This is a genomic window from Mycolicibacterium chengduense (assembly GCF_033741155.1).
Lineage (GTDB): Bacteria > Actinomycetota > Actinomycetes > Mycobacteriales > Mycobacteriaceae > Mycobacterium.
This window is the reverse complement of sequence record NZ_JAWQNH010000004.1, coordinates 594,201-620,566: the sequence shown is the minus strand read 5'-3', so window position 1 is coordinate 620,566 and position 26,366 is coordinate 594,201. Positions and strand designations below refer to the sequence as shown.

Genomic DNA, 26,366 nt, shown 5'->3' with positions numbered 1-26,366 from the left:
ATGACCTTCGCGGGGACTCCTTTGCACTGCGGCATCGGCGACGTGCTCGCAGCGACGCGGCGGGCGCACTGGCGATATCCGGAATGGCCGCTGGTGCCGATCGCCATCACGGCGTGGATGGCGATATTCGCCCTGGATGCCGTCGCGCCTCACGGGCGACCTTCGCAAGCAGTCGTCCACTCCCACACCGTCGGCAACCCCGCTGGGACCAGTGTGGACGCGCTGCATGTGACCATGTCGCACTGGATCTTGATGGTGCTGGCGATGATGCTCCCCACCATCTTGCCGGCCGCGCGCGCCGTGGCGTTGGGCAGCCGTTGGCGTCGGCGCCACCGTGGCCAGGCGATCTTCACCTTCGGATACCTCGCTCCCTGGGTTGCGCTGGGGGTGGTGACTGCGACTGCGCTGCCCGGGATCGGGCAACCGCCACCTCGACTCTTCTCCGCGGCCCTCGTTGTGGCGGCGTTATGGGAGTTGACGGGCTGGAAGGTAGTGCTGCTGAGGGCATGTCATCGGCTTCGGCCCCTGCCACCCGACGGTTGGCGAGCTGATACCGGCTGCCTCGCGCGTGGTCTGGTCCACGCAGGCACATGTATCGGCGCGTGCTGGGCGCTGATGGCGGCAATGGTTGCGGCCGGCCACGAGTCGCGCTCGTGGCTGATGCTTCCCGTGACCGCCCTCATCATGACGGAGAAATACACTTCGCGACCCGATCGTGTCGTACGACCGGTAGCGGCCGGTCTGGTCGTGATGGCCGCGATCGCACTGCTCATCTGAACTGACCGACCGCGCAGCACTCGACCGAAAAGGACTTCTGAAATGCCGATCTGGACCGCAAAGACCAGCTTGCTCGACGGCGGCCTCGCCGCCGAGGCACGTGACACCTCAAGCCCGCCGGCGCTGGGACTGGTGCAGCCGGAGATGGTGCCCCGGCAGTGCCGGCTCGCAGGCTACCGACCGCGGCAGATCTCCCCTGTTGTGGTGCGCAGCGACATCATCGCCTATGCGTCTCCCGACTCGACTTACCCGGTGACCAAGCAGCTGTTCGACGAAGCGAAGAGATCGATACTGATCGGTATCTACGACTTCACCGCCCCACATATGAAGCAGCTGGTACTCGATGCGCTGGCCCGCGGGGTGCGGGTCGCGCTCATGCTGGACATCGACGGCGCCGACGAGGACAAGCTCTTCGATGAGCTTGTCGACGTGGGGGTCGAGGGGGTCTCGGCGCCTTCGTGCGCCAACAAGAACATCCACCTGTTCGCGTCCTCACACGAAAAAGTCATCGTGATCGACGACGAGTGGACCCTGGTGCAGAGTGGAAACTACAGCGCCAACTCGATTCCGCTCAACGAAGCCGACGGTCTCGCAGGAGCGCAATTCCGCACTGGTAATCGCGACGCGGGACTCGCGGTTCGGTCCAGGCCGCTGGCCAAGCTGTTCACCGTAATCTTGCGTGCGGACATGCAAGCCAGCACCGATGCCCCCGCCGTGGCGCAGCCGGAAGCCGAAGCGGCGCAAGCGACGCAGGTCCTGCTCGAACGAGCCCCGAGCAAGCGACCGTCGAAGCTGTTCCCCAGTAAGCATTTTCAACTTGATGCCGGCCTGCGGGTGCAACCTGTGCTCAGCCCCGACAATTACATGAGCGTGGTGCCGCCGCTGATCGCAGCAGCCACCACATCCATCGACATCGAGCAGCAGTACATCAAGGCTCACCAACCGGAGGTCCGCACACTGCTGGAGGCCATTGCCTCAGCTCGCAGCGCACGTCCCAGTCTGAAGGTGCGCATCATCTTGGGCAGGGTGTTCAGCCGCGCGGACCTTGATGCGGAGCACAGGAACCTGAAGCTGCTCGCCGCCGACTTCGCCCTCAAGTTGGGCACTCATATCCGCTACATCAACACCGACAGATTGGTGCACTGCCACAACAAGATGATCGTCGTCGATGACGCCAAGGTTCTTATCAGCTCGCAGAACTGGTCGGATTTTGCTGTGACCAAGAATCGGGAGGCAGGACTGTGGGTGCCGCACTCCGGGATAGCTCAGTACTTCGGGGCAGTATTCGACACCGACTGGGGTACCGCGTTCAAGACACCAGACCAGATCTTCGCCGGCCCGGGGGCAACCCCGGAGTCCCTGGCCCCGGAAGCGCTGGGCGCTGGCGGGTTCATCAAGGTAGAACCCGGTGACTACCAGGAGGTTTGACGTCCTCGCGAGCAACGATCCGAGGCCGTGAAAGGAGACTTGATGACACCGACGCAGACCGACAGGGAACAGTACCGGGCCGCGCGCTCGTACACCAAACGTGTGTACGGCAGCCATATGGCCGAAAAGGCTTCTGACAGTTTTTGTTTGAGCGTGTATCAACGGACCTTCGGTCAACCGGTCGCGCGGGGGCTGCAGCCCGAGGCGCTGGGCGTCGCCGGCGCGCCCCCGCAGCCGATGCCGACGGTGTTGGAATTCGAACCGAGTGCCGCACTTCAGGCGCTCACCGAGGAACCGCCGACGGGCGGAGACCGGACGCTCGATCGCTCCGAGGCGATCCAGCGCGTGCGGACCGCCAACTATCAGGTGATGTCGCCCGTCTACACCGAGATCGACCGACTGTCGACGACCACGGTGGGGCTCTCGCCCGAATTTCTGGGCTGGCCGCAGATTCAGTCGCTGGTCACCCAGGTGTGCTGGCTCAACCGCAGTGTCCGCACCTGGGCGGGCCCGGAGGCGCTTGCCGATGTCACGGCGGACAGTGCGGTCACCTCGATCGATATTCCGCGGCTGCTTCAGCCTGAGGCCGCTTCCGTCGATCACGTCGCGATCAAGCTGCCCGATTTCGTCGAGCGGACAGGTCTGACCGGCCACGGTGTCACAGTCGCGGTGATCGACTCCGAAGTGGCAGGCATGCATCCGGCGTTGACCGGCCGCGTCGTACAGCGGCGCAACTACACTGCCGAACCGTGGGGCAATCCCGGGATCCACGGCACCGCCGTGGCCGGCCTCATTGCCGCTGACGATCGGGACAACGGGGGTATTGCACCCGGGGTCACGGTCTACAACTACAAGGTGCTGGCGACAAATCGTTTCTTGCACGCCGACGACCACGCCGGGGCCCTGGCGATCCAGCAGGCTCTCGAGGACGGAGCGGGCGTGGCGAACTGCTCGTGGGGGGCCGGCGCCATCACAAAGACCAAGAGCCGCGAGGCGATCGCTGTCGACTCTGCCTGGGCCTTGGGCATGCTGGTTGTCAAGAGTGCCGGGAACGACGGTCCGCTGCGTTCGACCATGACCACGCCGGCCGATGCCGACGGCGTCATCGTGGTCGGTGGGACCGACCTCGGTGGCACGTTGGTCTGCGACTACAGCAGCAGGGGACCGGCGCTGCGGCGTACACGTCCGCATCTCGTCGCACCCGGCGGCGAGTCGGATGGTGCCAGGCTTAGCTGCTGCTTGACCGCGGGCGGTTTCGGTGACGCGGGGTACGGCACCAGTTATGCGGCGCCACAGGTCACCGGTGCCATTGCTCTCCTGTTGCAACAGAACCCGCAGATGCATCCGGATGACATACGCCAGCACCTGCTTCGCTCAGCTCGGAAGCTGCCGGGGTTCACGCCCAACGACCAAGGACATGGACTTCTCCAGCTGAACTAGCGGGCGGGGGCATCAGTCGGGTTGGAGGCCAACCGGCGAGTCGATGGACTGCACATCCTTGTCGTCAGCCAGGGTCTTGATCTGATCGGGCGTCGCGAGAATACGAGCCGTGGAATTGATCCAGGCCCCGTCGAGCACTTTTCCGCCCGTCGAGGACAACCGGCTCGTCAGGTCCGCCATTATGCGGTTGAACGTCGTCCTGGTGGCGTCGATTCGCTCGGCGCGCGATCCCTCGAAAGGAATCTGCGGGGGCTCGAGCTGCACGATGACTTCCAGCGGCTCGTCCGAAGCGACCGACTTCAGCCGCTCTTCCAGTGAGGGAGAGATCTTGGCGGTCATGCCTCTCCTGGGTGAGTCGTCGCGATCTCGGTGACCTGTGCGTTCGCCTACCAGGATAGCCGTGATCGGAGCGCGGACCGGGCCACTGTGGAGGGGGTCGAGGGCCGTCCCGGGAACATCGGCCGCGCCACCGCAGTTGTGTTGGGAGGATTGTCATGCCCACGTCGAGAGGACTCACCGCCATGGCGAAGAAAGATGTCGCAGATTTCTGGTTCGATCCGCTGTGCCCGTGGGCGTGGATCACCTCCCGCTGGATCTTGGAAGTCCAGAAGGTGCGCGATATCGACATCAACTTCCACGTGATGAGCCTTGCGGTGCTCAACGAAGGGCGTGACTTGCCCGAGGAGTACCTGGAGATGATGAAGAAGGCGTGGGGCCCGGTCCGCGTGGCCATCGCAGCCGAGCAGGCCAAGGGGCCGGACATCCTGGGCCCGCTCTACACGGCGTTCGGCACCCGGATCCACAACCAGGGCAACAAGGATTTCGACGTGGTCATCCGCGACTCGCTGGAGGAGTTGGGCTTGCCCGCCGAACTGGTCGAGGCGGCCACCAGTGACAAGTTCGACGAGCCGCTGCGCAAGAGTCACCACGAGGGCATGGACCCGGTCGGCCCGGATGTCGGCACGCCGACCATTCACGTGAACAAGACGGCGTTCTTCGGCCCGGTGCTCTCCCGCATCCCGCGGGGCGAAGAGGCCGGCAAGCTGTGGGACGCCTCGGTGATCTTCGCCGCCTACCCGCACTTTTGGGAGCTCAAGCGCACGCGGACGGAGTCACCCGAGTTCGACTAGGCGTCTGACATGCGGAATCGGTCGCGATGCCGGATGTTCATCGAGGATTCCGCCGGCAACCCTCGCACATAACCGGCTGATCCGCACTGCGCGCCGCGGTGCGAGATGAGAAAGTACCTCTCATGACAGCGGCCGAACCCACCACCGACGGGTCCTATCGAGACAAGATCGCAGCAGTCGAACCCGGCGGGAATGAGTTCATCGCAGAGGCCGACCGGCACGGCAAGCCCAGTCAGTTGTTCTGGACGTGGACCTCGCCCAACCTCGAATTCGCCACCATCTTCGTCGGCGTCCTCGCGGTCGCCTACTACGGCATGACGTTCTGGCAGGCCGTCGCCGGGATCGTGGTGGGCACCGGGCTCGGTGCCATTGCGCACTACTTCCTGTCGGCGCGCGGACCGCTGCACGGGGTCCCGCAGATGGTGTTGGGCCGGTTGCCCTTCGGGTTCAAAGGCAATGTGGTTCCCGCGGTGCTGATGTCGGTGACGGCCGGGGTCGGCTGGTTCGCCACCAACAGTGTCAGCGGGGCCTTCGCGCTGTCCACCCTGTTCCATATCGGTCCGCTACTGGCCTTGGTGATCATCGTGGTGTTGCAGACCGCGCTGGCCTTCTTCGGGCACAACCTGGTGCAGGCCTTCGAGCGGTGGGCCTTCCCGGTGCTTGCGGTCATCTTCGTGATCACCTCGGTGGCCATCCTGGCCAAGTCCCATCCGGGTGCGCCGGCCGTGGAGGGCGGCGTCGGCGGCCTTGGTGGCTTCCTCTTGACGGTCGGCACCACGTTCGGTTACGCCGCCGGCTGGACGCCGTACGCCGCTGACTACACCCGCTACCTGCCGTCCAGTGTGAACACCAAACGCACCGGGTGGTTCGCCGCCGCAGGACTTTTCGTGTCGTGTGTGGTGCTGGAGGTGGTCGGCGCCGCGTCGGTGACCATCGGTCCGGCCCTGTCGGAGAATCCCACCGAGGCGTTCACCTCCGAGCTGGGCTCCTGGCTGGCGAAGCTGACGCTGCTGGCCATCGCGATCGGTGCGGTGGCTGCCAATGCGATCAACGTGTACTCCGGCGCCATGGCGTTCGTCACCATCGGGATCAAGCTGCCGCACCACGTGGCGCGCGCGTTGGTCACCGTGTTCTTCGGGGTGGCGGGATTCCTGATCGCCTGGTGGGCCCTGGCTGACGCCGCGGCCAGCTATGAGGCGTTCCTGTTGATCATCGCGTATTGGATCGGGCCGTGGCTGGGCGTGGTGTTCGCCGACCAGTACCTGCGCCGCGGGCAGTCGGTCGCCGGATTCCTGTACGACCGCTCGTATGCGAACTGGCCAGGGCTGTCGGCATTCCTGCTCGGCCTGGTGGTCTCGGTGCTGTTGTTCTCCAACCAGGAGAAGTTTGTCGGCTTCATCGCCCGCGGGGTGCCCCAGCTCGGTGACATCACCTTCTTCGTCGGCTTCCTGATCGCCGGCGCGAGCTACCTGGTGCTGTGCCGGTCCAAGGTCGCCGCGGAGCGTGCCCTGGTATGACACCGGAGCAGATGCTCGACGTCGCGGTCGAGGAAGCCCGAAAAGGATTGTCCGAGGGTGGGATCCCGATCGGTGCGGCGTTGTTCAGTGCGGACGGGGAGTTGCTGGGTGCCGGGCACAACCGCCGGGTGCAGAACGATGATCCGTCGGTGCACGCCGAGACCGATGCGTTCCGGGCTGCGGGCCGTCAGCGCGGTTACCGGTCCACCGTGATGGTCACCACCCTGTCGCCGTGCTGGTACTGCAGCGGGCTGGTGCGGCAGTTCAACATCGGTGCGGTGGTGATCGGGGAGGCCCGCACTTTTCACGGCGGCCACGACTGGCTGGCCGAGCACGGGGTGGCGGTTACGCTGCTGGACGACGAACGATGCGTGGCGATGATGGAAGAGTTCATCGCCGCCAAGCCGGAACTGTGGGCGGAGGATATCGGCGAATGAGTGCCATTGCGACGGTGGATATTTCCCGTTGGTATGCCGGCGGTGCCGATGCCGACGCGCTGGCGGTGGAGGTGGACGAGGGTCTGCAGCGGGCCGGGTTCATCGTGATCACCGGACATGGGGTGGATCCGGAACTGGCCGCCGGTGTGCGGGCCGCGGCCCGGGAGTTCTTCGCCCTGCCCGACGAGGTGAAGCGGCGCTACTCGGTGCCGGTCGGTGGGCACGGTTGGATCGGCCCGGGTGCGGAGGCCAACGGCTACGCCGAGGGCACCGAGACCCCGCCGGACCTGAAGGAGAGCTACAGCCTGGGCGCGGAGACCGCGACCGGTGATCCCGAGGTGGACCGGATCTGGTTCGCACCCAACGTGTGGCCCGCCGAGGTGCCGCGTCTGCAGGGCCTGGTGGCCGAATACACCGCCCAGATGCGCAAGGTGTCCGACGATCTGTTGGCCCTGTTCGCCCACGCGCTGGGCTTACCCGCGAATCCCTTTGCCGCGCTGGCCGATCGGCCGACGTGGACGATGAACATCAACCATTACCCGCCGGTGAGCGTGGTGGGTGAGCCCGAGCCGGGGCAGTTCCGGATCGGGCCGCACACCGATTTCGGCACCGTGACGGTGCTGGACCGCGAGCCGGGTGCCGGGGGACTGCAGGTCTTCTCGGAGGCGGCGGGGTGGGAGGACGCGCCGTGGCAGCCGGGCGCGCTCACGGTGAACATCGGTGATCTGCTGGAGTATTGGAGCGGACGGCGGTGGCCGTCGGGCCGGCACCGCGTGCTGCCGCCGCAGCCACATGCACCGGAAGAGGATCTCGTCTCGCTCATCTACTTCTACGAGGCCAACCACGACGCTCTGGTCACGCCGCTGGAGCCGCCGATCGGCAAGGTCGCCGGCCTGGATCCGGTGACGTCATCGGCGTTCATCAAGGAACGCCTCGACGCCATCACCATCGGGTAGTTCGGCCGCGACGGCGTCCAGTGCCGCCAACTGTTCGGAGCTGAACGCGATATCGCCGGCGGCCAGGTTCTGCTCCAGGTGTGCCACCTTGGAGGTGCCGGCGATGAGCAGGATGTTCGGGGCGTGCGCCAGCAGCCAGGCCAGCCCGACCTGGGCGCCGGTGACGCCGAGCTCACTCGCGATGCGTTGCACCACAACGTTGTCCGCGACCTTGGGGAAGCGGGGAAAAGCCGAGCCCAGCGGAAAGAACGGTACCCAGGCGATGCCCCGCTGGGTGCACAGCGCCAGTTCGTCCTCGTGCGTGCGATTGAGGATGTTGTAGGCGTTCTGAACGCACACGATCCCGGCCGGCAGTGCGCGGTGCAGGGTGGCCAGGTCGACATTGCTGATGCCGATGGCGCCGATCTTGCCCTCGTCGCGCAACGTGATCAGCTCGGCCAGTTGGTGGTCCAGGTCGACGATCTGGTCGCCCTCGGCGATCAGGCCCGGCCCCAGGTCGGCCCGGCGCAGGTTGACCACCGGGATTCGTTCCAGTCCCAGCCCGGCCAGGTCCAGTTCGACAGCGGCGCGTAGCTCGGCCGGTTGCTGGGCCAGCGCCAGCGGGAGCGGTCCGGAGGTGGCGGACCGGGCGCCGACCTTGCTGACGATCACCAGGTCGTCGGCATACGGCGAGAGCGCATCCCGGATGCGCCGGTTCACCACGCCGTCGGCGTAGAAGGACGCCGTGTCGATGTGGTTGACGCCCAGCGCGACGGCTCTGCGCAATACCGCCACCGCGTCGTCATGGGGGACGTCGTGCTCGAGTCCCATGGCGCCGTAGCCGATTCGGGCGACGGCGTGCTGGCCGAGGGTGCCGGTACCGCCGGGGTGTGAGGTGGTCATGCCGAGCTCCTGGAATGTCATACTGGACAGCGATGCGGAGGAACCTCCGCTTTCACCGTAACAAAACGGAGGTGCCTCCGCTATGGCGGAACGGTCCGATGCCCGGCGCAACCGCGCCCGGCTGCTGGCGACCGCGGCCGCGGCGTTCGCCACGGCCGACGGACCGGTCTCGTTGGAGGCCATCGCCCGCGACGCCGGCGTCGGCATCGGGACGTTGTATCGGCACTTCCCCACCCGGGAGGCGCTGATCGAGGCGGTCTACTCCACCGAGCTCGCGGAGGTCGCGGCGTCGGCCGACGAGCTGTTGCAGCGGCATGACCCGGCGCCGGCGCTGCGACACTGGATGGACCGGTATGCCACCTTCGTCGCCGCCAAGCGCGGGATGGCCGAATCGCTGCAGGCGATGTTCGCCTCCGGGGTGGTGCAACCCAGTCAGACCAGGGAGGCCATCGTCGGTGCGATGTCGGCCCTGCTCGGCGCGGGTGCCCAGGACGGCAGCCTGCGCGACGACGTCGACCCCGACGACGTCGTGACGAGCATGTTGGGCATCGTGCTGGCCAGCAGGTCCCCCCGGCAGGCCGCCCGCCTGCTCGACCTCCTGGTCGACGCTCTGGTGGCGAAACGCTGACAGGTTAGGGTTACCGCCATGCGCGTCTACATCGGTGCCGACCACGCCGGATTCGAATTCAAGAAAACGATCATCGACCACCTGCTCAAGAGCGGCCACGAGCCGATCGACTGCGGCGCCTACGCCTACGACGCCGACGACGATTACCCGGCGTTCTGCATCGCCGCCGCCATCAAGACCGTCAACGACCCGGAGAGCCTCGGCATCGTGCTGGGCGGCTCGGGCAACGGCGAACAGATCGCGGCCAACAAGGTGCCCGGCGCCCGGTGCGCCCTGGCGTGGAGCGTCGAGACCGCGCAGTTGGCCCGCCAACACAACAACGCCCAGCTGGTCGGCATCGGTGGTCGCATGCACACCACCGAGGAAGCGCTGGCCATCGTCGATGCCTTCCTGTCCACGCCGTGGTCGGAAGCCGAGCGGCACCAGCGCCGGATCGACATCCTGGCCCAGTACGAGAAGGACCACATCGCGCCGCCGGTCCCGGGCGCACCCGCCTGATCTACGGCCCGATCGATGCCAGAGGGGCACACCCTGCACCGGCTGGCCCGGTTGCATCAGAAGCGGTTCGGACGCGCACCGGTGACGGTGTCCAGCCCGCAGGGCAAGTTCCCCGACGCCGCCGCCGTCAACGGACAGGTGCTGCGCAAGGCCGACGCCTGGGGTAAGCACCTGTTCCACCACTACGCCGGCGGCGCGGTGGTGCACGTGCACCTCGGGCTGTACGGCAGTTTCACCGAGGCGCCGGTACCGCTACCGCTGCCGGTCGGTCAGGTCCGGATGCGGATGGTGGGCGCCGAGTACGGCACCGACCTGCGCGGGCCTACCGTCTGCGAGCTGATCGACGAGCCCAGCGTCGACGACGTGGTGGCCCGGCTCGGCCCGGACCCGCTGCGTTCCGACGCCGACCCAGAGCTGGCATGGAAGCGAATCGCCAAGTCCCGCAGAACCATCGGCGGTCTGCTGATGGACCAGACGGTGCTGGCCGGGGTCGGCAATGTCTATCGCAGCGAACTGCTGTTCCGGCATCGGATCGACCCCTACCGCCCCGGCACCCATATCGACGCACGCGAGTTCGGGGACATGTGGACCGATCTGGTGGCGCTGATGAAGGTCGGGGTGCGGCGCGGCAAGATCGTGGTCGTGCGCCCGGAGGACGACCATGGCGCCCCGTCCTATCGCGAGGGCCGGCCGCGCACCTACGTGTACCGCCGGGCGGGGGATCCGTGCCGGGTGTGCGGCACCACCATCCGCACCGCCGAACTGGAGGCGCGCAACGTCTTCTGGTGCCCGAACTGCCAGTCCTAGCTTTGGAGCATGTCTTCGATCGTTGTGATTGCAGTGATCATCTCGTCGGGGATCTCGTTCAGGTGTAGCCGGACCGATAAGGCGCGAGCGCTTACCGCCTTTCCCCCTGACTTTTGAATCGATTGATTAATCTTACTCAGCACATCCTTTCCGGGGACAATTGAGAGCCGCCAAGATGGATCCTTCCAGCGTTCTTCAAACTCTATATGTGTCCTCGAAATAGTCGTTGACGTGTGCTCTCCTAGCGGCTTGCTCCTTTCTAAGGCCTGTGCCAATATCTGCGCGTAAGATGCCTCCTTCAGGCTTTCGTATGCATCGTCCAGCAGTAGAGTTACCTGGTCAACACCTAGGTCGCTTAGACGCGCAATGCATGTAGGAGAAATTAGATAACTTTCTAGTTCGCTACGGTTCCAAACGTGTCCGTGGCGTGTTCCCGGTGAACGAGTCCAGCGAGTTCTAGAGTCCTGTAGCCCGATGGTGGGCGAGAAGGGACGATGAACGTATGGCTGGTCGGAAGCGGAACTCCGCAGAAGACATCGTGCGCAAACTGCGCCGCGCGGACGAACTGGCCGCGGAGGGCAAGACCGGCGAGGAGATCGCTGCCGAGCTCGAAGTCTCGCCGGCGACGTTGTACAACTGGCGCCGCGCCTACGGCGGCATGGACACCGACGCCGCCAAAGAGCTTAAGGAGCTGCGGGAGCAGAACGCCCGATTGAAGCGGCTGTTGGCCGAGGCTGAGCTGGTCAAAGACGCCTTGCGGGAGGTCGCGAAGGGAAAATTCTGAGCCCAGCTGCCAAGCGCCGCGCCGTCGACATGCTCACCACCACGATGGGCATGTCGGAACGGCTGGCGTGCAAAGCTGTTGGGCTGGCTCGCTCCACCTGCCGCCGACTCCCTCAGGCACAGACACCGGCTGATCCCGATACCGAGATGCGGGCCTGGCTGCGTTCCTACGCCACCAAACACCCCTGCCATGGGTTTCGGCGTGCCTGGGCGGCGTTGCGCTACGACGAACGCCGCGAGGTCAACAAAAAGAAAGTCCACCGCCTGTGGCGCGAGGAAGGGCTGCAGGTGCGGGTACACAGTCCGCGCAAGCGGGCCGGGGTGGCCTCGATCCCGCCAGTCGAGGCTGATGCCCCGAACGTGGTGTGGGCGATCGACTTCCAGTTCGACTCCACCATCGACGGCAAGGCCATCAAGATCGCCTCGATGCTCGACGAGCACACCCGCGTCTCCCTTCTGCACATCGTTGAGCGGTCGATCACCGCCGACCGGCTCGTTGAGGAGTTGAAGAAGGTGTTCGCCGCCACCGGCGGCCCGCCGAGGGTGCTGCGAATGGATAACGGTCCGGAGTTCATTTCTCAAGCGCTGCAACGGTTCTGCGACGGTCGGACTGGCATGTCGTATATCCCGCCGGGGACGCCGTGGAACAACGGACACATCGAATCGTTCAACAACCGACTACGCAAGGAGTGCCTCAACCGCAACCACTGGAACACCCTGCTCGAAGCCCGCGTGGTCATTGGTGACTTCAAGACAGAACACAACACCGGGCACCGCCACTCGGCACTGGGTTACCGCACGCCAGCCGAGTACGCTGCCGTCTGCAGGTGTACCCACACCCCGATGGCCTGCAGCATCAATTGAATCTGGATCACACCACCCCGACTCCAGAACCGGGTGGACTCGGAAACGGGGACTCGCCATCCGACGATCGAGTTTTGTTGAAATTCTTTGAGGATTTTATTTACCGCATCTTGATCTAGGTAGTCGCGGTCCAAGTACACCGCTACGCGAACTGAAGAATCGAGTAAGGTTTTGTTTACCCAGCCGAATGACTCCGCAAGCCTCCGCTTAGACGATCCCCCCATCGGGATGACTGTCAAGCCGTTCTCGCGATGAAAATTTGTGGCGCCTATTGTTCGCGCCAAATTTGAGAGTATCTTCATATCTTTCCCTTCGACAAACAAAACAGTTTTCGAACGAAGGGCTTTTGCGAGCCTTAAGTTGAAGCCAGAACCGAGTGCGTTATTTAGCGCTGAAAGATCGGCGGCTGAAGAGACCTTCTTCGAAGAACGACGTGTGCGATCGAGAAGCACGACTGCGTCTCTGCTCGACTCCGCAAGTATTTCGGGTGCATGCGTTGAGAGGATCACCTGAGATGAGAGGTCCTCTAGTATGCCCACTAGTCTTCGTTGTAAGTCAGGATGCAAGTAGACGTCGGGTTCATCGAGAATAATCGAATTGCAGTTCCTAAGCCTCCAAATGTGGAAAAGTAGCTGAAGCCAAATCTGAAGGCCGTCGCCTGCCCAATATATTTCTTTCTCTACGCGCGATTTATATTCGGTAAAAAATAAGTCGAGGTCGGCATTATATTTTGAGCGGACAACCTCAATTCCGGTCAGTTCCGGCGTATGCTGTAAAGCGAATTCAATGTACTGGCTGTAGCCCTCTGGGTCGTTAGCTTGAGTCAAATACAACTGGTTTCTGAAGTGCTTGCTCGCTAGCCTTGTTCCGATGCTCTTCTTGATATGGTCTTCGGACAGAACTGTTTCGCGATGCTCGACAGGTGTCAATGTTTGCACCACGCCTACCGAGGGGTAATCGCGCCGGGTCACCTGAAGGGATGGGGGTTGGGCGCCCGCTATGTGCTCAAGGTAGTAGAACGGTTGATCGTCAATTGGCCAAACAATGTACAATGCCGCTCGGTTCTTGAATTGTATCTCTACGCGAGCCTCGACTTCCCGAAATTCGTGTGCAATATTTTCTGCAATGAACTCAGCTGGAGCCGAAGACAGACGATATGCATGAACACTCCGACCGCGCAGAGTATCAAGGGTTGTAAAATCTGATTTACGCATTTTCGAGTATGAGAGTAAATGTGCACTTAGTCGAAGTGCGCCGATCGCTGTGCTTTTGCCGGCATTATTCGGTCCGACAAGGATTGAGGTTCGTCCGCCAAGGTTCAACGTGAAGTTCTCAAAACCTTTAAAATTGACCATCCGCATTTTACTGATCAACTGGCGCCAATGCCTTTTCGTTCGTAATGTGCGACCTCGACCTGCGGAGGTCACCGTCTAATCGCTGGCGGGCTTCAGATCATGGGTCTAATCCCGAGTCGTTATTCTAGACGGGGAGCCTCAGTTTTGTGGTGAGCCCCGCCGTGCTTGTGACCTCTACTGGTTGGGCGGAGCGTCCGACCGGACTACGGGACAATCAGTACGTGGAACTGATCCTTGTCGTCGTCGGAGCCATCCTGGTCACCGCCATCGCCCACCGTCGTGGCTTCGAACCCGCCCTGATGATCGTGGTCGTCGGCATCGCCGTATCGTTCCTGCCCGGATTCGAAGCACCCGAACTCGATTCGCACATCCTGCTGACGGTGGTACTGCCGCCCCTGCTGTATTCGGCCGCCCTGGACTTCTCGTTCCCGACGTTCCTGCGCAACATCCGCCCGATCCTCGGCCTGGGTGTCGGCCTGGTGGTGATCAGCGCATTCGCGGTCGCCGCGGTGTCCTCCTGGCTGGCCTTGGTGCCGTTGACCTTCGGCACGGCGCTGGTGCTCGGCGCCATCGTGGCGCCACCCGATGCCGTCACCGCGGTCGCGGTGGGCCGCAAACTCGGCCTGCCCAAACGCGTGATGGCCATCCTGACCGGTGAGAGCCTGATCAACGACGCGGCCGCGCTGGCGTTGTTCTCGGTCGCCGTCGCGCAGGTGGCCGGCAGCCACACCTTCATCGAAAATCCGTTCCTGCTCTTCGGGTACAGCGCGGTGGTCGGGCCGCTCGTCGGCGCCGCGCTCGGCTACGTCACCCTGTGGATCCGCCGCCGGCTGGCCAATCCGGGCCTGGAGACGGTGCAGGGCCTGGTCGTGCCGTTCGGGGCGTTCATCGCCGCCGAGGAACTGCACGCCTCCGGTGTGCTGGCGGTCGTCGTCGCCGGTTTCGTGGTGGGCAACGGCACCCTGGGTGCCGGCTATCAGACCCGGCTGCAGGAGCGGTACGTGTGGAACTCCGTCGACGTGCTGCTGGAAGCGTTCGTGTTCGCCTATATCGGCTTGCATCTGCGGTTCGTGTTGGAGGATCTGCGCGAAGCCCACGAGTCGCTGATGGAGGTGGCCATCGCCTCGGCAATCGTGCTGGTGATCGTGCTGGCCATCCGGCCGCTGTCGGTGTTCGCGATGTTCGGTCGCAACAAGCTGTTCCGCCACGTGGAGACGCGGCTCAGTGTGCCGGCGCCGGCGCGGGCGCGTGGCGCGGTCGGGACCCGACGCAAGCCGCCGGGCAAGTGGCGCTCGCGCATCGACCGGCGCACGCTGTCCTGGCAGGAGAACGTGGTGGTGTCCTGGACCGGGATGCGGGGCGTGGTCACCCTTGCCGCGGCGGCCGCGATTCCCGCGACGACCATGGACGGGGACCCGTTTCCCGAGCGCGCCACCATCCAGGCCATCGCCTTCGTGGTGAGCGTCGGCACCTTGCTGATCCAGGGGTGGTCGCTGCCGTGGCTGATCCGCCGCCTCCAGCTGTCCCGGTTCAACGACGACCACGCCGCCGACCGGGAGGAGGAACTGAAGGCCGAACGGGTGGTGCACGCCGCGGCCGACCGGGTGCTGGCGGAGTTCCGGGACAACCCGCCCGAGGGGATGGATCCGCAGGTGCTTGCCGAGATCCGCACGGCGATCGCCAGGCACTCGGAGGATGTCGAGGAGATGCCCGATCCCGAGGCGCCGACCAAACGCGCGAAGGTGTTCTCGGCGCTCTACCGCGACGTGCTGTCCGCGCAGCGGGCGGCGCTCATCACCGAGCGCGACGAAGGCCACATCGAAGACGAAGCGGTGCGCGCCATGCTGGAGCGGCTGGACCTGCAGGAGGCCGGGGTATCGTCCCGCCTGGAAAGCCGGCTCTAGCTGCCGCCGCAGCCACCGCCACCACAACTGGACCCACTGCAACTGGACCCGCTGCAGCCGGAGTTGCCGCCGTCCCAGCTGCCGCTGCCGGTGTCCCAGACGCCGTCGGAGCCGTTGCCCTGGTCGAACCCCTGCTGAAAACCCTGATCGAACCCGGTGCCATAGCCATTCTCGAAACCCTGTGCGCCGTAATCGACTCCGTGCATGCCGTCGAACAGCGCGTCGAACAGCAGGACCGAGCCCACACCCCAGGCGCCGGCGATCAGGGCCGGTTTCCACCAGGGTTCGGAGTACCAGCCGGCGGGCACCGGGCGGCCGGCGACCCGGCCGCCGGGGTAGTAGTTCGGCGTGCGCGGCGACGGGGTGGGCGAGGCCTCGATCTGCCTGCCCTCCACCGTCACACGCCGGTCCTGGGTGACCGCACCCGCCGCCCGCTGACCGCTCAGCGTCTCCAGCTCCGGTCCCGGATCCAGGCCCATCGCGGCCCGCGCGGCCCGGACGTAGTACAGCCCCTCGATCGCACTCTCCTTGGCCAGCGCCGCCTGGCGCGCCGTGGTGGCCTGATCGATCTGCGACGCCGCGGCGTTGTAGCGCTCGGAGGCATCGGCCAGGGCCTGTTTGGACGCGTCGTCGGTGCCGGTCAGATTGAACACCTGGCCCCCGAGCCGTTCGATGACCCGGCGCGCGTCGGCCTTGGCATCGGCCAGCGTGGCGGCGTTGCGGCTGCCTGCCGCCTTCGAGGACGTGTACACCAGCAGACCGATGCCGGCGATGACGAACAGGATGAGGATCAGCAGGATGCCGTTCATGGCGATCAGCGTAAGCGGATCAGAAGTCGAATCCGCCGAAGTCGCCGCCGCCGTCGAATCCGCCGAAGTCGCCACCCCCGTCGAAACCGTTGCCGCCGCCCCAGCTGTCACCGCCCCAGCCGCCGTCGGCGCCCATATCCTGGCCACCCTGGTCGAGGCCGGCCTGCTCGCCCTGCTCGAAGCCCTGCTGGAAGCCGTCACCGTAGCCGTTCTCGAAACCCTGTGCGCCGTAATCGACTCCGTGCATGCCGGAGAACAATGCGTCGAACAGCAGGACCGAGCCCACACCCCAGGCGCCGGCGATCAGGGCCGGTTTCCACCAGGGTTCGGAGTACCAGCCGGCGGGCACCGGGCGACCGGCGACGCGGCCGCCGGGGTAGTAGTTCGGGGTGCGCTGTGACGGGGTGGGTGAGGCCTCGATCTCCTTACCGTCGAACTGGATTCGGCGATCCTCGGTGACCGCGCCGGCCGAGCGTTGGCCGGTGAGCGTCTCCAGCTCGGGGCCCGGATCCATACCCATGGCGGTGCGTGCGGCCCGGACGTAGTACAGGCCTTCGATGGCGCTCTCCTTCGCCAGCAGTGCTTGCTTGGCGGTGGTGGCCTGATCGATCTGCGAGGACGCCGCGGTGTAGCGCTCGGAGGCGTCTGCCAGGGCCTGTTTGGACGCGTCGTCGGCGCCGGTCAGATTGAACACCTGGCCCCCGAGCCGTTCGATGACCCGGCGGGCGTCGGCCTTGGCGTCAGCCAGCGAAGCGGCGTTGCGCTGCCCGGATGCCTTCTGCGAGAAGTACACCGCGGCGCCGATGGCGCCGATGACCAGGACGATGAGCACGAGCAGGACGCCATTCATGGCTTTCAGCGTACCGACAGAAATCGCCTGGTCTGCGGCCTCGGAGCCGCTTTGCTGAGAGCGAATCTAAGGCCCGCGCCCACTACGCGCGGCCCCGATTTTCGTTACGCAGCGATTCGTGAGCGAGAACGGCTATCGAGCGATTTCCGCAAGAAAAGATAGCTGTAGCAAATTCCTATGTGGCATGCTGGCGAATTCGGTCGACGCGAATGAGGGCCATCCGCCGGCCCGCCTGATCAATGGTGATTCCTGCCCGCGTCCTCGCCCGATAGTCGCCGCCAGGTTGCCATCCAGGCGCCGCGTATTTACTTACAAGTGAATTAATTGGCGATATATCCGCAGTTCACGCCGGTTTACCGAGCCCATCAAAGATTCTCTGCCGATGCAGAAGTTTGCTGACTCGTGATTGACAGCCGCGCTGCGCGGGTAACGCATAGAGCACGGCGCTGTGATGCAGAACGCGACAAGTGATGGGTCGGGAGAAGGTTGGAGCAAGGATTATGTGGGGTTCATGGAAGTGCCTAGCAAAACCGATAGCGCTTGGGGCAGCGCCGTTATTGGCGGCCACTCTGATGGGTGCGGCGGCGCCGCCCGCCCCGACGCCCACCGCACTGCGTCAGGCGTCCTATGACGTGGCGCTCGCCGCGGCGATCGACACGTCGTCTGATGCCGTCGGTGTCGCGGAGTCCCAGCTGTATTTCATGACACCGGAGGAAGTGAACACCGCGCTGGACACCATGCAGTCGCTCGGTGTCACGCAGTTCCGGATGTTCGTCCCCTGGCGTGCGGTCGAACCGGCGCCCGGGGTCTACGACTGGACCAACGTGGACAAGGTGATCGACGCCGCCGAGGCGCGCGGCATGGCCGTCCTTGCCGCGGTCACCAGCACGCCGACGTGGGCGTCCGACAACCAGACCTCGGCCTATGGGGCGCCGAACGATCCCGCGGACTTCGGCACCTTCATGGGCGCGCTGGCCACCCGATACGGCGCGGGCACCGGCGACCCGGAGAGTGCGCGCATCTCGGCCTACGAGATCTGGAATGAACCGCAGAGTTACGTGTTCTGGAATCCGAAGCCCGATCCCGCTGCGTACACCGAGTTGCTCAAGGCGGCGTACACGGCGATCAAGGCGGTCGACCCCAGCGGAACCGTCGTCGGCGGGGTGGTGACGGCCGGGCGCACCGTCGGCGATATCAACATCAGTCCGGTGGAGTTCGTTCAGGACATGTATGCCGCCGGTGCGGCAGGGTATTTCGACGCGTTGTCCTATCACCCGTACAACTACGACTGGAAGTTCGGCGACGGTGTGGGAAATCCGATCTCGGCGGAGGGGCAGCTTGAGGCGATGCGCCAGCTGATGAACGAGAACGGTGATGCCGCCAAGCTCATCTGGACCAGCGAGTACGGCCTGCCGACTTCGTATGTCTCGGAGGCGCAGCAGGCCGACTTCATCAATGACTTCATGGACACCTGGTCGACGCTGGACGGGGTGGGGCCGATGTTCATCTACTCACTCGTCGACCAGAACTCCAGCTCCACCGAGGTCGAGGACACCTGGGGACTGTTCCGGGACGACTGGACACCCAAGCAGGCGGCCGCGGTGGTCCGGAACTGGATTGCCGAGCACGGCGGGCAGGTTCCGGATGTGCAGCCGGCCGATCCGGTCGCGGCGCCGGTGCAGACACCGACGACGACGACTGATCCGGCGCAGAGTTGGGCCGATTCGGTGGCCGCCGCCTGGGTCAGCTGGACGGCGTCGGTGCAGCAGGCTCTGAACCCGGGCACCACGACAACGACATCGACCGCTACGACGGCCACGCCGATGCTGCGAATGGCGCCTCTCGACACTGCCTCGGACGCGGCCGAAACATCTACGGCGACAACGCAACCGACGGCAGCGAGCGCCGAAACCAGCCCGGCCACCGGGGATTCGCTGCGGGCTCCGCTGATCGCCGCCACTCAGGCCGAACCCGATCGGGTTGCCGCACAACAGGAGTCACCTGAGCCGACGGCGGGTTCACAGCCTGAGCCCACCCGGGTGACACCTGCGGCCCCGGCAAAGCCGGCCACCCCGGCCACCCCGGCGACCCCGGCGCCGCCGGCCACGTCGACGAACCACGCGACCCGGGCCACGCCCGCAACCCCGGCTACGCCGGCTAGCCCGGCCACCCGCGCGAGCGATGAGCGCGACAGCGCGTCCACGCGTTCCCAGCAGCGGGGCACGGCCGAGCGTCCGAGTGGCCACCGCGAGCGGGCCGTGAGCGACCGGTCGGCGAAGCCGGGTGCCAATGACCGCGCCCCGGACCGGAATCGGGCTTCTCAGTCCTGATCGGCCCGCACCTGTGACCGCGCGATGCGTTTCGCATCGCGCGGTCGCAGCGCGGTGCGGCTGATATCGCCGCCGTAGACATCGAGCACGCGCGGATCCATCACCCGCCGCCACAAGGGCGGGCACAGCGAGAGCACGAGCATCGCGACATACCCGCCCGGCAGTTGGGGCGCCTGTTCGGTGTCGCGCACGGCCTGGAACCGGCGCAGTGGATGCAGATGGTGATCGGAATGGCGCTGCAGGTGGAGCAGGAAGACGTTGGTCATGACGGCGGTGCTGTTCCAGCAGTGCGCAGGCCGCAGTGGCTCGTATCGTCCCGATGCCAGCCGCCGGCGGCGTAAACCGTAGTGCGACACGTAGTTCATCGCCTCCAGTAGGAAGATGCCGACGAGCGCTTGGCCGGCCAGCCAGGGTAGATCCACCGCGCCGAACCAGACCGTCAGTCCCACCAGCATCGCGGCGCTCAACAGCCAGGCGTTGAGCACGTCGTTGCGCATGGACCACATCGAATGCCCTTGACGGGCAAGACGTTTGGCTTCCAGCTGCCATGCCGAGCGGGTACTGCCGGTCACCGACCGGACGGCGAACGCATAGACGTTCTCCCGGAAGCGGGCGCTGGCCGGATCCTCGGCGGTGGCCACTCGGACGTGGTGGCCGCGGTTATGCTCCACGTAGAACTGCCCGTAGCAGGTCTGCGCCAGAGCCACCTTGCTCAGCCAGCGCTCGGCCCGGCCACGTTTGTGGCCGAGTTCGTGGGCGGCGTTGTTGGCGACCCCGCCCACCACACCGGTGGCCACCATCAGCCCCAATTTGCCGACGGGGGAGATGTGCAGCCAGCCGCCGCCCGCCCACAGCCAGCAGGCGAAGATCAGCGACAGGTACTGAGCGGGCAGGTAGAGGTGGGTGGCCGCCCGGTAGTACCGGTCGTTCTCCAGTGCTGCCAACGCCTCGTCCGGGGCGCGGTGCCGGGTATCGCGGCCGAGCACGTGGTCGACGATCGGCATGACCACGAAGGTCAGGACGGCGCCCGTCCACCAGAACGGGCTCCACCCGGTCGTCCACACCAGAAGCCAGGACAGCGCGACCATGCCGGGTGTCGCCGGAACGAGCAGCCAGAGATATCGCTTCGAGTCGCGCCAGTTCGCTGGAGCAACCTTCTTGGAAACGTCAGTCACGGAATGTTCGTGTTCCGTCGTGGGCAGCGGCTGCACCGTCATCGGATACTTATATCGCGCACACCTTGCGTTAGCAAACGTTGCTGAGTCTGGCCGCACGGGGCGATATCGATGTGACTTACCTGTTCAAGCGCCCTGAACTCTGAGCTCTCATTATTCGCTCCAAGACGCGGATGGGCATTGTCTGCACAGTCAATAAACAGGATATTGCCAGAATGGAGAATCCGACGCGGTCGTGGTGCAAATCGAGATCGGACTGGCACTCAGCAAATTCGTTGAATGGGTCAGCCGATGGCTGAGAAGCCTGGGAAAACCAGAAAACCGGCCGCGTGGGCCGGTTCTGTGGAGCGGGCGACGGGAATCGAACCCGCGTAGCTAGTTTGGAAGACTAGGGCTCTACCATTGAGCTACGCCCGCATGATCGTGCAACGCAAGACTGTACCGGCGAGGGCGCAGACAAAGCCAATTGACGCCCCAGCGTGTTGAACCCGTAGTATTCCGACCGCAGCGAAACACGGGGTGTAGCGCAGCTTGGTAGCGCATCCGCTTTGGGAGCGGAAGGCCGCAGGTTCAAATCCTGTCACCCCGACTCGGTCCGTTCTACAGATCCAGCACCAGTCGTTCACCGGCGTGCTTGGCCCGGGATACACACACCAGCATCTGGCCCAGTTCCCGCTGCTCGGCGGTGAGCAGTTGGTCGCGGTGGTCCACCTCGCCGGAGACGACGCGTTGGACGCAGGTCCCGCAGTACCCCTGCTGACACGAATAGGCCACGGTGGGAACGGCATTGCGCAACACGGCCAGCGCGCTCTGCTCGGCTCCCACGCCGACCACGGCGCCACCGCGGGCCAGTTCCAGCTCGAACGGTGCACCGTCGACCACCGGAGCGGCACTGAAACGCTCACTGTGCACCTCGACGCCGGAGTCCACCGGGATGCCGCGCAGGACGACATCGATCATCGGCGGTGGCCCGCACACATACACCGCGGTACTCGGGTCGACGTCCCCCAACAACACCTGCGCGCTGGGCAAGCCGTGCACGTCATCGGTGCGCAGGTGCACCTTGTCGCCGTAGGGCAGCAGTTCGTCCAGGAACGCCAGCGCGGCCCTGCTGCGGCCGGTGTAGCACAGCGTCCACGGTGTCCCCTGGCGTTCGGCCAGCCGGATCATCGGCAGGATCGGGGTGATCCCGATTCCGCCGGCGATGAAACGTAGCCGTGTGGTGCGCGACGCCGAACCGGGCACCGGCATCATGAAGGCGTTGCGTGGGTCGCTCACCTCGACGCGCGCGCCGACGGTCAGGCCGTGCACTTCGATCGACCCGCCACCGCCTTCTGGGCTGTGCCGCACGGCAATTCGGTACTCGCCGCGGCGTTGCGGGTCACCGCACAACGAGTATTGCCGAGTGAGGCCGGAAGGCAGGTGCACGTCGATGTGGGCGCCCGGATTCCAGCGTGGCACCTCGGAGCCGCTGTCCAGCGGTGTCAGCGTCAGCGCCACGACCTGGCCGTCGGCCGCGACGGTCCGCCGGTCGGCGATCCGCATCGGCGTCCGGTTCACCGCGGCCGGCAGTTCCGGAAGCTCTGCACCGCCGCCGAGACGCGTCACCACCGACAGAAAATGCGGCACCGCAGCCCCCGCGACGCGGATCAACAAATCCGGTGCCGTGGTGCGATACAAGCCCGGTGGCGGATCCCCGACGTAGGGCTTGAGGAACGCGCGCAGCGACCAGCGGCTCATCCGGCCATGGCGCGGGCAGCGGGGGAGGCGGCCAGGTAGGCGACCGCCTGCGCAGTGCTGCCCTCGTCGACCGGCGAGTAATCCCGGCGCAGCAGTTTCAGCCCGGACCGGACCAGGTAGGGCACGGTGGGGATGGACCCGCGCTTGCCGGAGGCGCGCAGCTTCCACGCCAGCCGCAGATAGCCGAGGTTCGGCAGCGACGGATCCTCGTGCACCAGGAATTTGATCCCGCGCAGGCTCAGTCCGAAGAACGCCACGCTGACCATGACACCCGCCGCCGCCTGCGCGAAGTAGTCCATGCCGAAGTACTTGGCGACGTTGTAGGACACGTGCCGGTGCTCCACCTCTTCGGCGCCGTGCCAGCGCAGCAGGTCGGCCATGGTGGGGTCCACCCCGAGGCTGTCCCACGCGTTGTTCAGCGACCAGTGGCCCAGTACGCCGGTGAAGTGTTCGGCGGCGCTGAGCGCGTGGGTACCCGAGGCCAGCGCCTTACGCCGGCCCGAACCGGTGACTCGTTCCATCCGCTTGTCGTATTGACCGGCCACCCATTCCAGCTGCTCCAAGAACGGCGTCGGGTCGATGCCGTGTTGGCGCACGAACTGCACCAGCACGTCGTCATGGGTGCGGGCGTGGATCGCCTCCTGACCGATGAAGCCGATGATCTGCTCGCGTAGCCGCTCGTCGCGCACGTACTCCAGCGAATCGGTCAGCAGCTTGGCGAACCAGCGCTCGGCGACCGGCAAGAACAGGTTCAGCGTCGTGGCCGCGTGTGAGCCGTACGGATCACCCGACATCCAGTGCAGAGGCGTGTTCTCCCAGTTGAACCGCGCGTCCCTGGGGCGCAGCGCCACTTCTTCCGGGGCGAATTCGTCAATCGGGCTCGTGTTGACGAGCCGCTGCTGAGTCACGACGGACCTCCTTGGGGGGTGACTGTGACACACGGTTCCCCGCGTCGAGGGCGTTTGAACATTTGCTGTGTATTCGGTGCGCAAACGGACGCGGATTGGTCGTATTGCGGATCGTCGCGACGTACGCAGCCCTGCTCGGGGACGCCAAGTGTCGGGTGGTCGAGCGGGTCAACTACCCTGTTCGCGAAGCGCGCGGGCCACCGGAGACGACTTGTTTCGTCCTGGCGTGCCGTGCTGCCACCGAAGACGCAAACAGGAGTAACGCAGTGAAAAGCACGGTCGAGAAGCTGAGCCCCACTCGGGTTCGGATCAACGTCGAGGTTCCCTTCGCCGAGCTGGAGCCGGACTTCGACCGGGCCTTCAAGCAGCTGGCCCAGCAGATCCGGCTGCCCGGCTTCCGGCCCGGCAAGGCGCCGCGCAAGCTCCTGGAGGCCCGCATCGGCCGCGGCGCGGTGCTGGAGCAGGTGGTCAACGACGCGCTGCCGAGTCGCTACAGCGAGGCGGTCACCAGCGCCGAGGTGCAGCCCCTCGGGCAGCCCGAGATCGAGGTGACCAAGCTCGAGGACAACGCGGAGCTGGTCTTCACCGCCGAGGTGGACATCCGGCCGGAGATCGAGCTGCCCGACCTCGGGTCGCTCACGTTCACCGTCGACCCGATCGAGGTCGGCGACGACGAGGTCGACACCGAGCTGCAGAACCTGCGCGCCCGCTTCGGCACCCTGACCGGTGTCGAGCGCCCCGCCGCCGAGGGTGACTTCGTCTCGATCGACCTGTCGGCCACCGTCGACGGCGAGGACGTGCCCGAGGCCAAGACCGAAGGGCTGTCCCACGAGGTCGGTTCCGGCCAGCTCATCGAGGGCTTGGACGAGGCGATCATCGGTCTCAAAGCCGACGAGAGCAAGGTCTTCACCACCACCCTCGTCGCCGGCCCGCACGCCGGCCGGGAGGCCGAGGTGACGGTCAAGGTGAACTCGGTCAAGCAGCGTGAACTGCCCGAGGCCGATGACGAATTCGCGCAGCTGGCAAGCGAATTCGACACCATCGACGAGCTCAAGGAGAACCTCGTCGAGCAGGTGCGCCGCGCCAAGCGCATCCAGCAGGCCGAGCAGATCCGCGACAAGGCGCTGGAGACCCTGCTCGCCGAGGTCGAGGTCCCGCTGCCCGAGGCGATCGTGCAGGCCCAGGTCGACGACACCCTGCACAACGCCATCCACGGGCTCGACCACGACGAGAGCAAGTTCGAGGAGTCGCTGACCGAGCAGGGCAGCAGCCGCGAGGAGTTCGACGCGGACAACCGCAGCAATGCCGAGAAGGCCGTCAAGACGCAGCTGCTCATGGACGCCATCGCCGACAAGCTCGACATCCAGGTCGGGCAGGCCGACTTGACCGAGCGGCTGGTGCTGATGTCGCGCCAGTACGGGCTTGAGCCGCAGCAGCTGCTGGGCTTCCTGCAGCAGAACAACCAGCTGCCGGCCATGTTCGCCGACGTGCGGCGCGGGCTGACCATCGCCGCGGTGGTGCACGGCGCGACCGTCACCGACACCGACGGAAACGTCATCGACACCGCCGAGTTCTTCGGACCGTCCGGTGGCGCCGAGCCTGTCGAGGCCGAAATCGAGGGTGACGACGAGCCGGCCGCGGCGGAGGCCGATGACGCGGCGGAAGACGACGCGGAGAAGGCCGAGAAGAAGGCAGCCAAGAAGGCCAAGAAGAAGGCCGAGAAGAAGGCTGAAGCCAAGGATGACGACAAGGGCGACGACGCCGACGAGTGACGCTGTGAGCGAACGCGCGCCCTCTCGGGCGTGCGGTTCGCCGCGCGTTGGTTAATGTCGGTGAACGAGTACGACAACTCGAGAAAGCAGGTATCCAGCCGTGACTGACATGCGTTCTGGCGCGTCGGGGCTCAACCTCATCGACTCGGTGTATGAGCGGTTGCTCGCCGAGCGCATCATCTTCCTGGGCACCCAGGTCGATGACGACATCGCCAATCGGCTGTGCGCGCAGATTCTGCTGCTGGCTGCCGAGGACCCCACCAAGGACATCCATCTCTACATCAACTCGCCGGGTGGATCGGTGACCGCGGGGATGGCCATCTACGACACCATGGTGCTGGCGCCGTGCGACGTGGCGACCTACGCCATGGGTCTGGCGGCGTCGATGGGCGAGTTCCTGCTCGCCGCGGGCACCAAAGGCAAGCGGTACGCCCTGCCGCACGCGCGGATCATGATGCACCAGCCGTCCGCCGGCATCGGTGGTAGCGCGGCCGACATCGCGATCCAGGCCGAGCAGTTCGCGTTGACGAAGAAGGAGATGAACCGGCTCAACGCCGAGTTCACCGGCCAGACGTTGGAGCGGGTGGAAGCTGACGCCGACCGCGACCGCTGGTTCACCGCCAAGGAGGCCCTGGAGTACGGCTTCGTCGACCACATCATCACCAGCGTCAGCGTCAACGGCGACGGACCAGGAGCAGGTATCAAATGAACCCGATGCAATCGCGCTACATCCTGCCGTCGTTCATCGAGCACAGCAGTTTCGGCGTCAAAGAGTCCAACCCGTACAACAAGCTGTTCGAGGAACGCATCATCTTCCTCGGCGTGCAGGTCGACGACGCCTCGGCCAACGACATCATGGCCCAGTTGCTGGTGCTCGAGTCGCTGGATCCCGATCGCGACATCACCATGTACATCAACTCGCCCGGTGGCTCGTTCACCTCGCTGATGGCGATCTACGACACCATGCAGTACGTCCGGGCCGACATCCAGACCGTCTGCCTCGGGCAGGCCGCGTCGGCCGCGGCGGTGCTGCTGGCCGCCGGCACCCCGGGCAAGCGGCTCGCGCTGCCCAACGCCCGGGTGCTCATCCACCAGCCCGCCGTCGGCGGGGCGATCCAGGGGCAGGTCTCCGATCTGGAGATCCAGGCCGCCGAGATCGAGCGCATGCGCAGCCTGATGGACAGCACGCTGGCCCGGCACACCGGTAAGGATCCGGCCGTCATCCGCAAGGACACCGACCGCGACAAGATCCTCACCGCCGAGGAAGCCAAGGAGTACGGGATCATCGACACCGTGCTGGCCTACCGGAAGCTGTCGGCGCAGAACGCCTAGATCCACCCGTCGAGATTGCCGTTACGGCGCGAACGTTCGAGAAG

24 protein-coding genes and 2 tRNA genes are annotated in these 26,366 nt (G+C 65.4%); 17 read left to right on the top strand and 9 right to left on the bottom strand.

The annotated features are described in order from the left end of the window. From SBI67_RS18055 to SBI67_RS18045, 3 genes are all read left to right on the top strand, one after another. Positions 1 to 777: a copper chaperone gene (locus tag SBI67_RS18055; protein ID WP_318981862.1), complete on the top strand. Its 777-nt coding sequence runs from the start codon at positions 1 to 3 to the stop codon at positions 775 to 777. A 201-nt stretch (positions 778 to 978) separates the two neighbouring features. Next, positions 979 to 2,205, top strand: coding sequence for a phospholipase D-like domain-containing protein (locus SBI67_RS18050; protein ID WP_318981861.1), 1,227 nt, complete (start codon positions 979 to 981; stop codon positions 2,203 to 2,205). A gap of 42 nt (positions 2,206 to 2,247) precedes the next feature. Beyond that, on the top strand, positions 2,248 to 3,645 hold the full coding sequence (locus tag SBI67_RS18045; RefSeq protein ID WP_318981860.1) for a S8 family peptidase: 1,398 nt from the start codon (positions 2,248 to 2,250) through the stop codon (positions 3,643 to 3,645). A gap of 12 nt (positions 3,646 to 3,657) precedes the next feature. Here SBI67_RS18045 and SBI67_RS18040 read toward each other — a convergent pair whose 3' ends face one another. Beyond that, positions 3,658 to 3,984, bottom strand: a complete 327-nt coding sequence (locus SBI67_RS18040; RefSeq protein ID WP_318981859.1) for a hypothetical protein — start codon at positions 3,982 to 3,984, stop codon at positions 3,658 to 3,660. Positions 3,985 to 4,166: 182 nt separating this feature from the next. Here SBI67_RS18040 and SBI67_RS18035 point away from each other — a divergent pair, with 182 nt between their 5' ends. From SBI67_RS18035 to SBI67_RS18020, 4 genes are all read left to right on the top strand, one after another. Continuing rightward, positions 4,167 to 4,775 carry a mycothiol-dependent nitroreductase Rv2466c family protein gene (locus SBI67_RS18035; protein ID WP_318981983.1) on the top strand — a complete coding sequence of 203 codons (609 nt, stop codon included), beginning with the start codon at positions 4,167 to 4,169 and terminating at the stop codon, positions 4,773 to 4,775. Between the two features lie 122 nt (positions 4,776 to 4,897). Then, positions 4,898 to 6,292, top strand: coding sequence for a purine-cytosine permease family protein (locus SBI67_RS18030; RefSeq protein WP_318981858.1), 1,395 nt, complete (start codon positions 4,898 to 4,900; stop codon positions 6,290 to 6,292). After that, positions 6,289 to 6,729, top strand: a complete 441-nt coding sequence (locus SBI67_RS18025; RefSeq protein ID WP_318981857.1) for a nucleoside deaminase — start codon at positions 6,289 to 6,291, stop codon at positions 6,727 to 6,729. The genes SBI67_RS18030 and SBI67_RS18025 overlap by 4 nt, the downstream gene beginning before the upstream one ends. Continuing rightward, the gene (locus SBI67_RS18020; protein WP_318981856.1) at positions 6,726 to 7,685 is read left to right on the top strand and encodes an isopenicillin N synthase family dioxygenase; all 960 of its coding nucleotides are present in this window, start codon (positions 6,726 to 6,728) and stop codon (positions 7,683 to 7,685) included. The genes SBI67_RS18025 and SBI67_RS18020 overlap by 4 nt, the downstream gene beginning before the upstream one ends. Here the strand turns inward: SBI67_RS18020 and SBI67_RS18015 are convergent. Further along, on the bottom strand, positions 7,638 to 8,567 hold the full coding sequence (locus SBI67_RS18015; RefSeq protein ID WP_318981855.1) for an aldo/keto reductase: 930 nt from the start codon (positions 8,565 to 8,567) through the stop codon (positions 7,638 to 7,640). The two genes, SBI67_RS18020 and SBI67_RS18015, sit on opposite strands and share 48 nt — an antisense overlap. An 82-nt stretch (positions 8,568 to 8,649) precedes the next feature. Between SBI67_RS18015 and SBI67_RS18010 the strand changes: the two genes are divergently transcribed. The 4 genes from SBI67_RS18010 to SBI67_RS17995 all read left to right on the top strand — a co-directional run bounded on the left by SBI67_RS18010 (position 8,650) and on the right by SBI67_RS17995 (position 12,147). Then, positions 8,650 to 9,195 carry a TetR/AcrR family transcriptional regulator gene (locus tag SBI67_RS18010; RefSeq protein ID WP_318981854.1) on the top strand — a complete coding sequence of 182 codons (546 nt, stop codon included), beginning with the start codon at positions 8,650 to 8,652 and terminating at the stop codon, positions 9,193 to 9,195. 18 nt (positions 9,196 to 9,213) lie between these two features. Continuing rightward, entirely contained in the window at positions 9,214 to 9,693 is a 480-nt protein-coding gene (locus SBI67_RS18005) for a ribose-5-phosphate isomerase (protein ID WP_266049241.1), read from the top strand. Between the two features lie 15 nt (positions 9,694 to 9,708). Then, a complete protein-coding gene (locus tag SBI67_RS18000; RefSeq protein WP_318981853.1) occupies positions 9,709 to 10,500 on the top strand; it encodes an Fpg/Nei family DNA glycosylase in 792 nt (263 codons plus the stop codon). A 502-nt stretch (positions 10,501 to 11,002) separates the two neighbouring features. Further along, a protein-coding gene (locus tag SBI67_RS17995) for an IS3 family transposase (protein WP_413232514.1) occupies positions 11,003 to 12,147 on the top strand; the annotation gives its coding sequence in 2 pieces (ribosomal slippage) (positions 11,003 to 11,267 and positions 11,267 to 12,147; 1,146 coding nt in all). Here SBI67_RS17995 and SBI67_RS17990 read toward each other — a convergent pair. Beyond that, positions 12,075 to 13,574: an ATP-dependent nuclease gene (locus SBI67_RS17990; RefSeq protein ID WP_318981851.1), complete on the bottom strand. Its 1,500-nt coding sequence runs from the start codon at positions 13,572 to 13,574 to the stop codon at positions 12,075 to 12,077. The genes SBI67_RS17995 and SBI67_RS17990 overlap by 73 nt on opposite strands. Before the next feature lie 149 nt (positions 13,575 to 13,723). Between SBI67_RS17990 and SBI67_RS17985 the strand changes: the two genes are divergently transcribed. Then, positions 13,724 to 15,406 carry a cation:proton antiporter gene (locus SBI67_RS17985; protein ID WP_318981850.1) on the top strand — a complete coding sequence of 561 codons (1,683 nt, stop codon included), beginning with the start codon at positions 13,724 to 13,726 and terminating at the stop codon, positions 15,404 to 15,406. Here the strand turns inward: SBI67_RS17985 and SBI67_RS17980 are convergent. Further along, entirely contained in the window at positions 15,403 to 16,215 is an 813-nt protein-coding gene (locus SBI67_RS17980) for a DUF1542 domain-containing protein (protein ID WP_318981849.1), read from the bottom strand. The two genes, SBI67_RS17985 and SBI67_RS17980, sit on opposite strands and share 4 nt — an antisense overlap. A gap of 19 nt (positions 16,216 to 16,234) precedes the next feature. Further along, positions 16,235 to 17,065, bottom strand: coding sequence for a DUF1542 domain-containing protein (locus SBI67_RS17975; RefSeq protein WP_318981848.1), 831 nt, complete (start codon positions 17,063 to 17,065; stop codon positions 16,235 to 16,237). Between the two features lie 557 nt (positions 17,066 to 17,622). Between SBI67_RS17975 and SBI67_RS17970 the strand changes: the two genes are divergently transcribed. Next, positions 17,623 to 19,395, top strand: a complete 1,773-nt coding sequence (locus SBI67_RS17970) for a cellulase family glycosylhydrolase (RefSeq protein WP_318981847.1) — start codon at positions 17,623 to 17,625, stop codon at positions 19,393 to 19,395. On the opposite strand, the gene SBI67_RS17965 is transcribed toward SBI67_RS17970, so the two are convergent. Both SBI67_RS17965 and SBI67_RS17960 read right to left on the bottom strand, forming a co-directional pair. Then, positions 19,386 to 20,612, bottom strand: a complete 1,227-nt coding sequence (locus tag SBI67_RS17965; protein WP_413232513.1) for an alkane 1-monooxygenase — start codon at positions 20,610 to 20,612, stop codon at positions 19,386 to 19,388. The genes SBI67_RS17970 and SBI67_RS17965 overlap by 10 nt on opposite strands. Before the next feature lie 301 nt (positions 20,613 to 20,913). Next, positions 20,914 to 20,987: transfer RNA gene (locus tag SBI67_RS17960), tRNA-Gly, on the bottom strand. Positions 20,988 to 21,085: 98 nt separating this feature from the next. Between SBI67_RS17960 and SBI67_RS17955 the strand changes: the two genes are divergently transcribed. Continuing rightward, positions 21,086 to 21,159, top strand: a tRNA-Pro gene (locus tag SBI67_RS17955). An 11-nt stretch (positions 21,160 to 21,170) separates the two neighbouring features. On the opposite strand, the gene SBI67_RS17950 is transcribed toward SBI67_RS17955, so the two are convergent. Both SBI67_RS17950 and SBI67_RS17945 read right to left on the bottom strand, forming a co-directional pair. After that, positions 21,171 to 22,310, bottom strand: a complete 1,140-nt coding sequence (locus SBI67_RS17950) for a PDR/VanB family oxidoreductase (protein WP_318981845.1) — start codon at positions 22,308 to 22,310, stop codon at positions 21,171 to 21,173. Continuing rightward, a complete protein-coding gene (locus tag SBI67_RS17945; RefSeq protein WP_318981844.1) occupies positions 22,307 to 23,218 on the bottom strand; it encodes a metal-dependent hydrolase in 912 nt (303 codons plus the stop codon). Before SBI67_RS17945 ends, SBI67_RS17950 begins: the two co-directional genes overlap by 4 nt. A gap of 266 nt (positions 23,219 to 23,484) precedes the next feature. On the opposite strand from SBI67_RS17945, the gene tig reads away from it, so the two are divergent. The 3 genes from tig (at position 23,485) to SBI67_RS17930 (ending at position 26,322) form a co-directional block, all read left to right on the top strand. Then, positions 23,485 to 24,990, top strand: a complete 1,506-nt coding sequence (tig, locus tag SBI67_RS17940) for a trigger factor (protein ID WP_318981843.1) — start codon at positions 23,485 to 23,487, stop codon at positions 24,988 to 24,990. A 109-nt stretch (positions 24,991 to 25,099) separates the two neighbouring features. Next, entirely contained in the window at positions 25,100 to 25,699 is a 600-nt protein-coding gene (locus SBI67_RS17935; protein ID WP_024452297.1) for an ATP-dependent Clp protease proteolytic subunit, read from the top strand. Continuing rightward, a complete protein-coding gene (locus SBI67_RS17930) occupies positions 25,696 to 26,322 on the top strand; it encodes an ATP-dependent Clp protease proteolytic subunit (RefSeq protein WP_024452296.1) in 627 nt (208 codons plus the stop codon). Before SBI67_RS17935 ends, SBI67_RS17930 begins: the two co-directional genes overlap by 4 nt. The last annotated feature ends 44 nt before the right edge of the window (positions 26,323 to 26,366 follow it).

Bases quoted from the DNA above. Each gene is read 5' to 3' on its own strand.
- SBI67_RS17950 (WP_318981845.1), bottom strand. From the start codon at position 22,310: ATGAGCCGCTGGTCGCTGCGCGCGTTCCTCAAGCCCTACGTCGGGGAT.
- SBI67_RS18005 (WP_266049241.1), top strand. From the start codon at position 9,214: ATGCGCGTCTACATCGGTGCCGACCACGCCGGATTCGAATTCAAGAAA.
- SBI67_RS17930 (WP_024452296.1), top strand. From the start codon at position 25,696: ATGAACCCGATGCAATCGCGCTACATCCTGCCGTCGTTCATCGAGCAC.
- SBI67_RS18055 (WP_318981862.1), top strand. From the start codon at position 1: ATGACCTTCGCGGGGACTCCTTTGCACTGCGGCATCGGCGACGTGCTC.
- SBI67_RS18035 (WP_318981983.1), top strand. From the start codon at position 4,167: ATGGCGAAGAAAGATGTCGCAGATTTCTGGTTCGATCCGCTGTGCCCG.
- SBI67_RS18000 (WP_318981853.1), top strand. From the start codon at position 9,709: ATGCCAGAGGGGCACACCCTGCACCGGCTGGCCCGGTTGCATCAGAAG.
- SBI67_RS18020 (WP_318981856.1), top strand. From the start codon at position 6,726: ATGAGTGCCATTGCGACGGTGGATATTTCCCGTTGGTATGCCGGCGGT.
- SBI67_RS18010 (WP_318981854.1), top strand. From the start codon at position 8,650: ATGGCGGAACGGTCCGATGCCCGGCGCAACCGCGCCCGGCTGCTGGCG.
- SBI67_RS18025 (WP_318981857.1), top strand. From the start codon at position 6,289: ATGACACCGGAGCAGATGCTCGACGTCGCGGTCGAGGAAGCCCGAAAA.
- SBI67_RS17975 (WP_318981848.1), bottom strand. From the start codon at position 17,065: ATGAATGGCGTCCTGCTCGTGCTCATCGTCCTGGTCATCGGCGCCATC.
- SBI67_RS18030 (WP_318981858.1), top strand. From the start codon at position 4,898: ATGACAGCGGCCGAACCCACCACCGACGGGTCCTATCGAGACAAGATC.
- SBI67_RS17935 (WP_024452297.1), top strand. From the start codon at position 25,100: ATGCGTTCTGGCGCGTCGGGGCTCAACCTCATCGACTCGGTGTATGAG.
- SBI67_RS18045 (WP_318981860.1), top strand. From the start codon at position 2,248: ATGACACCGACGCAGACCGACAGGGAACAGTACCGGGCCGCGCGCTCG.
- SBI67_RS18040 (WP_318981859.1), bottom strand. From the start codon at position 3,984: ATGACCGCCAAGATCTCTCCCTCACTGGAAGAGCGGCTGAAGTCGGTC.
- SBI67_RS17965 (WP_413232513.1), bottom strand. From the start codon at position 20,612: ATGACGGTGCAGCCGCTGCCCACGACGGAACACGAACATTCCGTGACT.
- SBI67_RS17980 (WP_318981849.1), bottom strand. From the start codon at position 16,215: ATGAACGGCATCCTGCTGATCCTCATCCTGTTCGTCATCGCCGGCATC.
- SBI67_RS18015 (WP_318981855.1), bottom strand. From the start codon at position 8,567: ATGACCACCTCACACCCCGGCGGTACCGGCACCCTCGGCCAGCACGCC.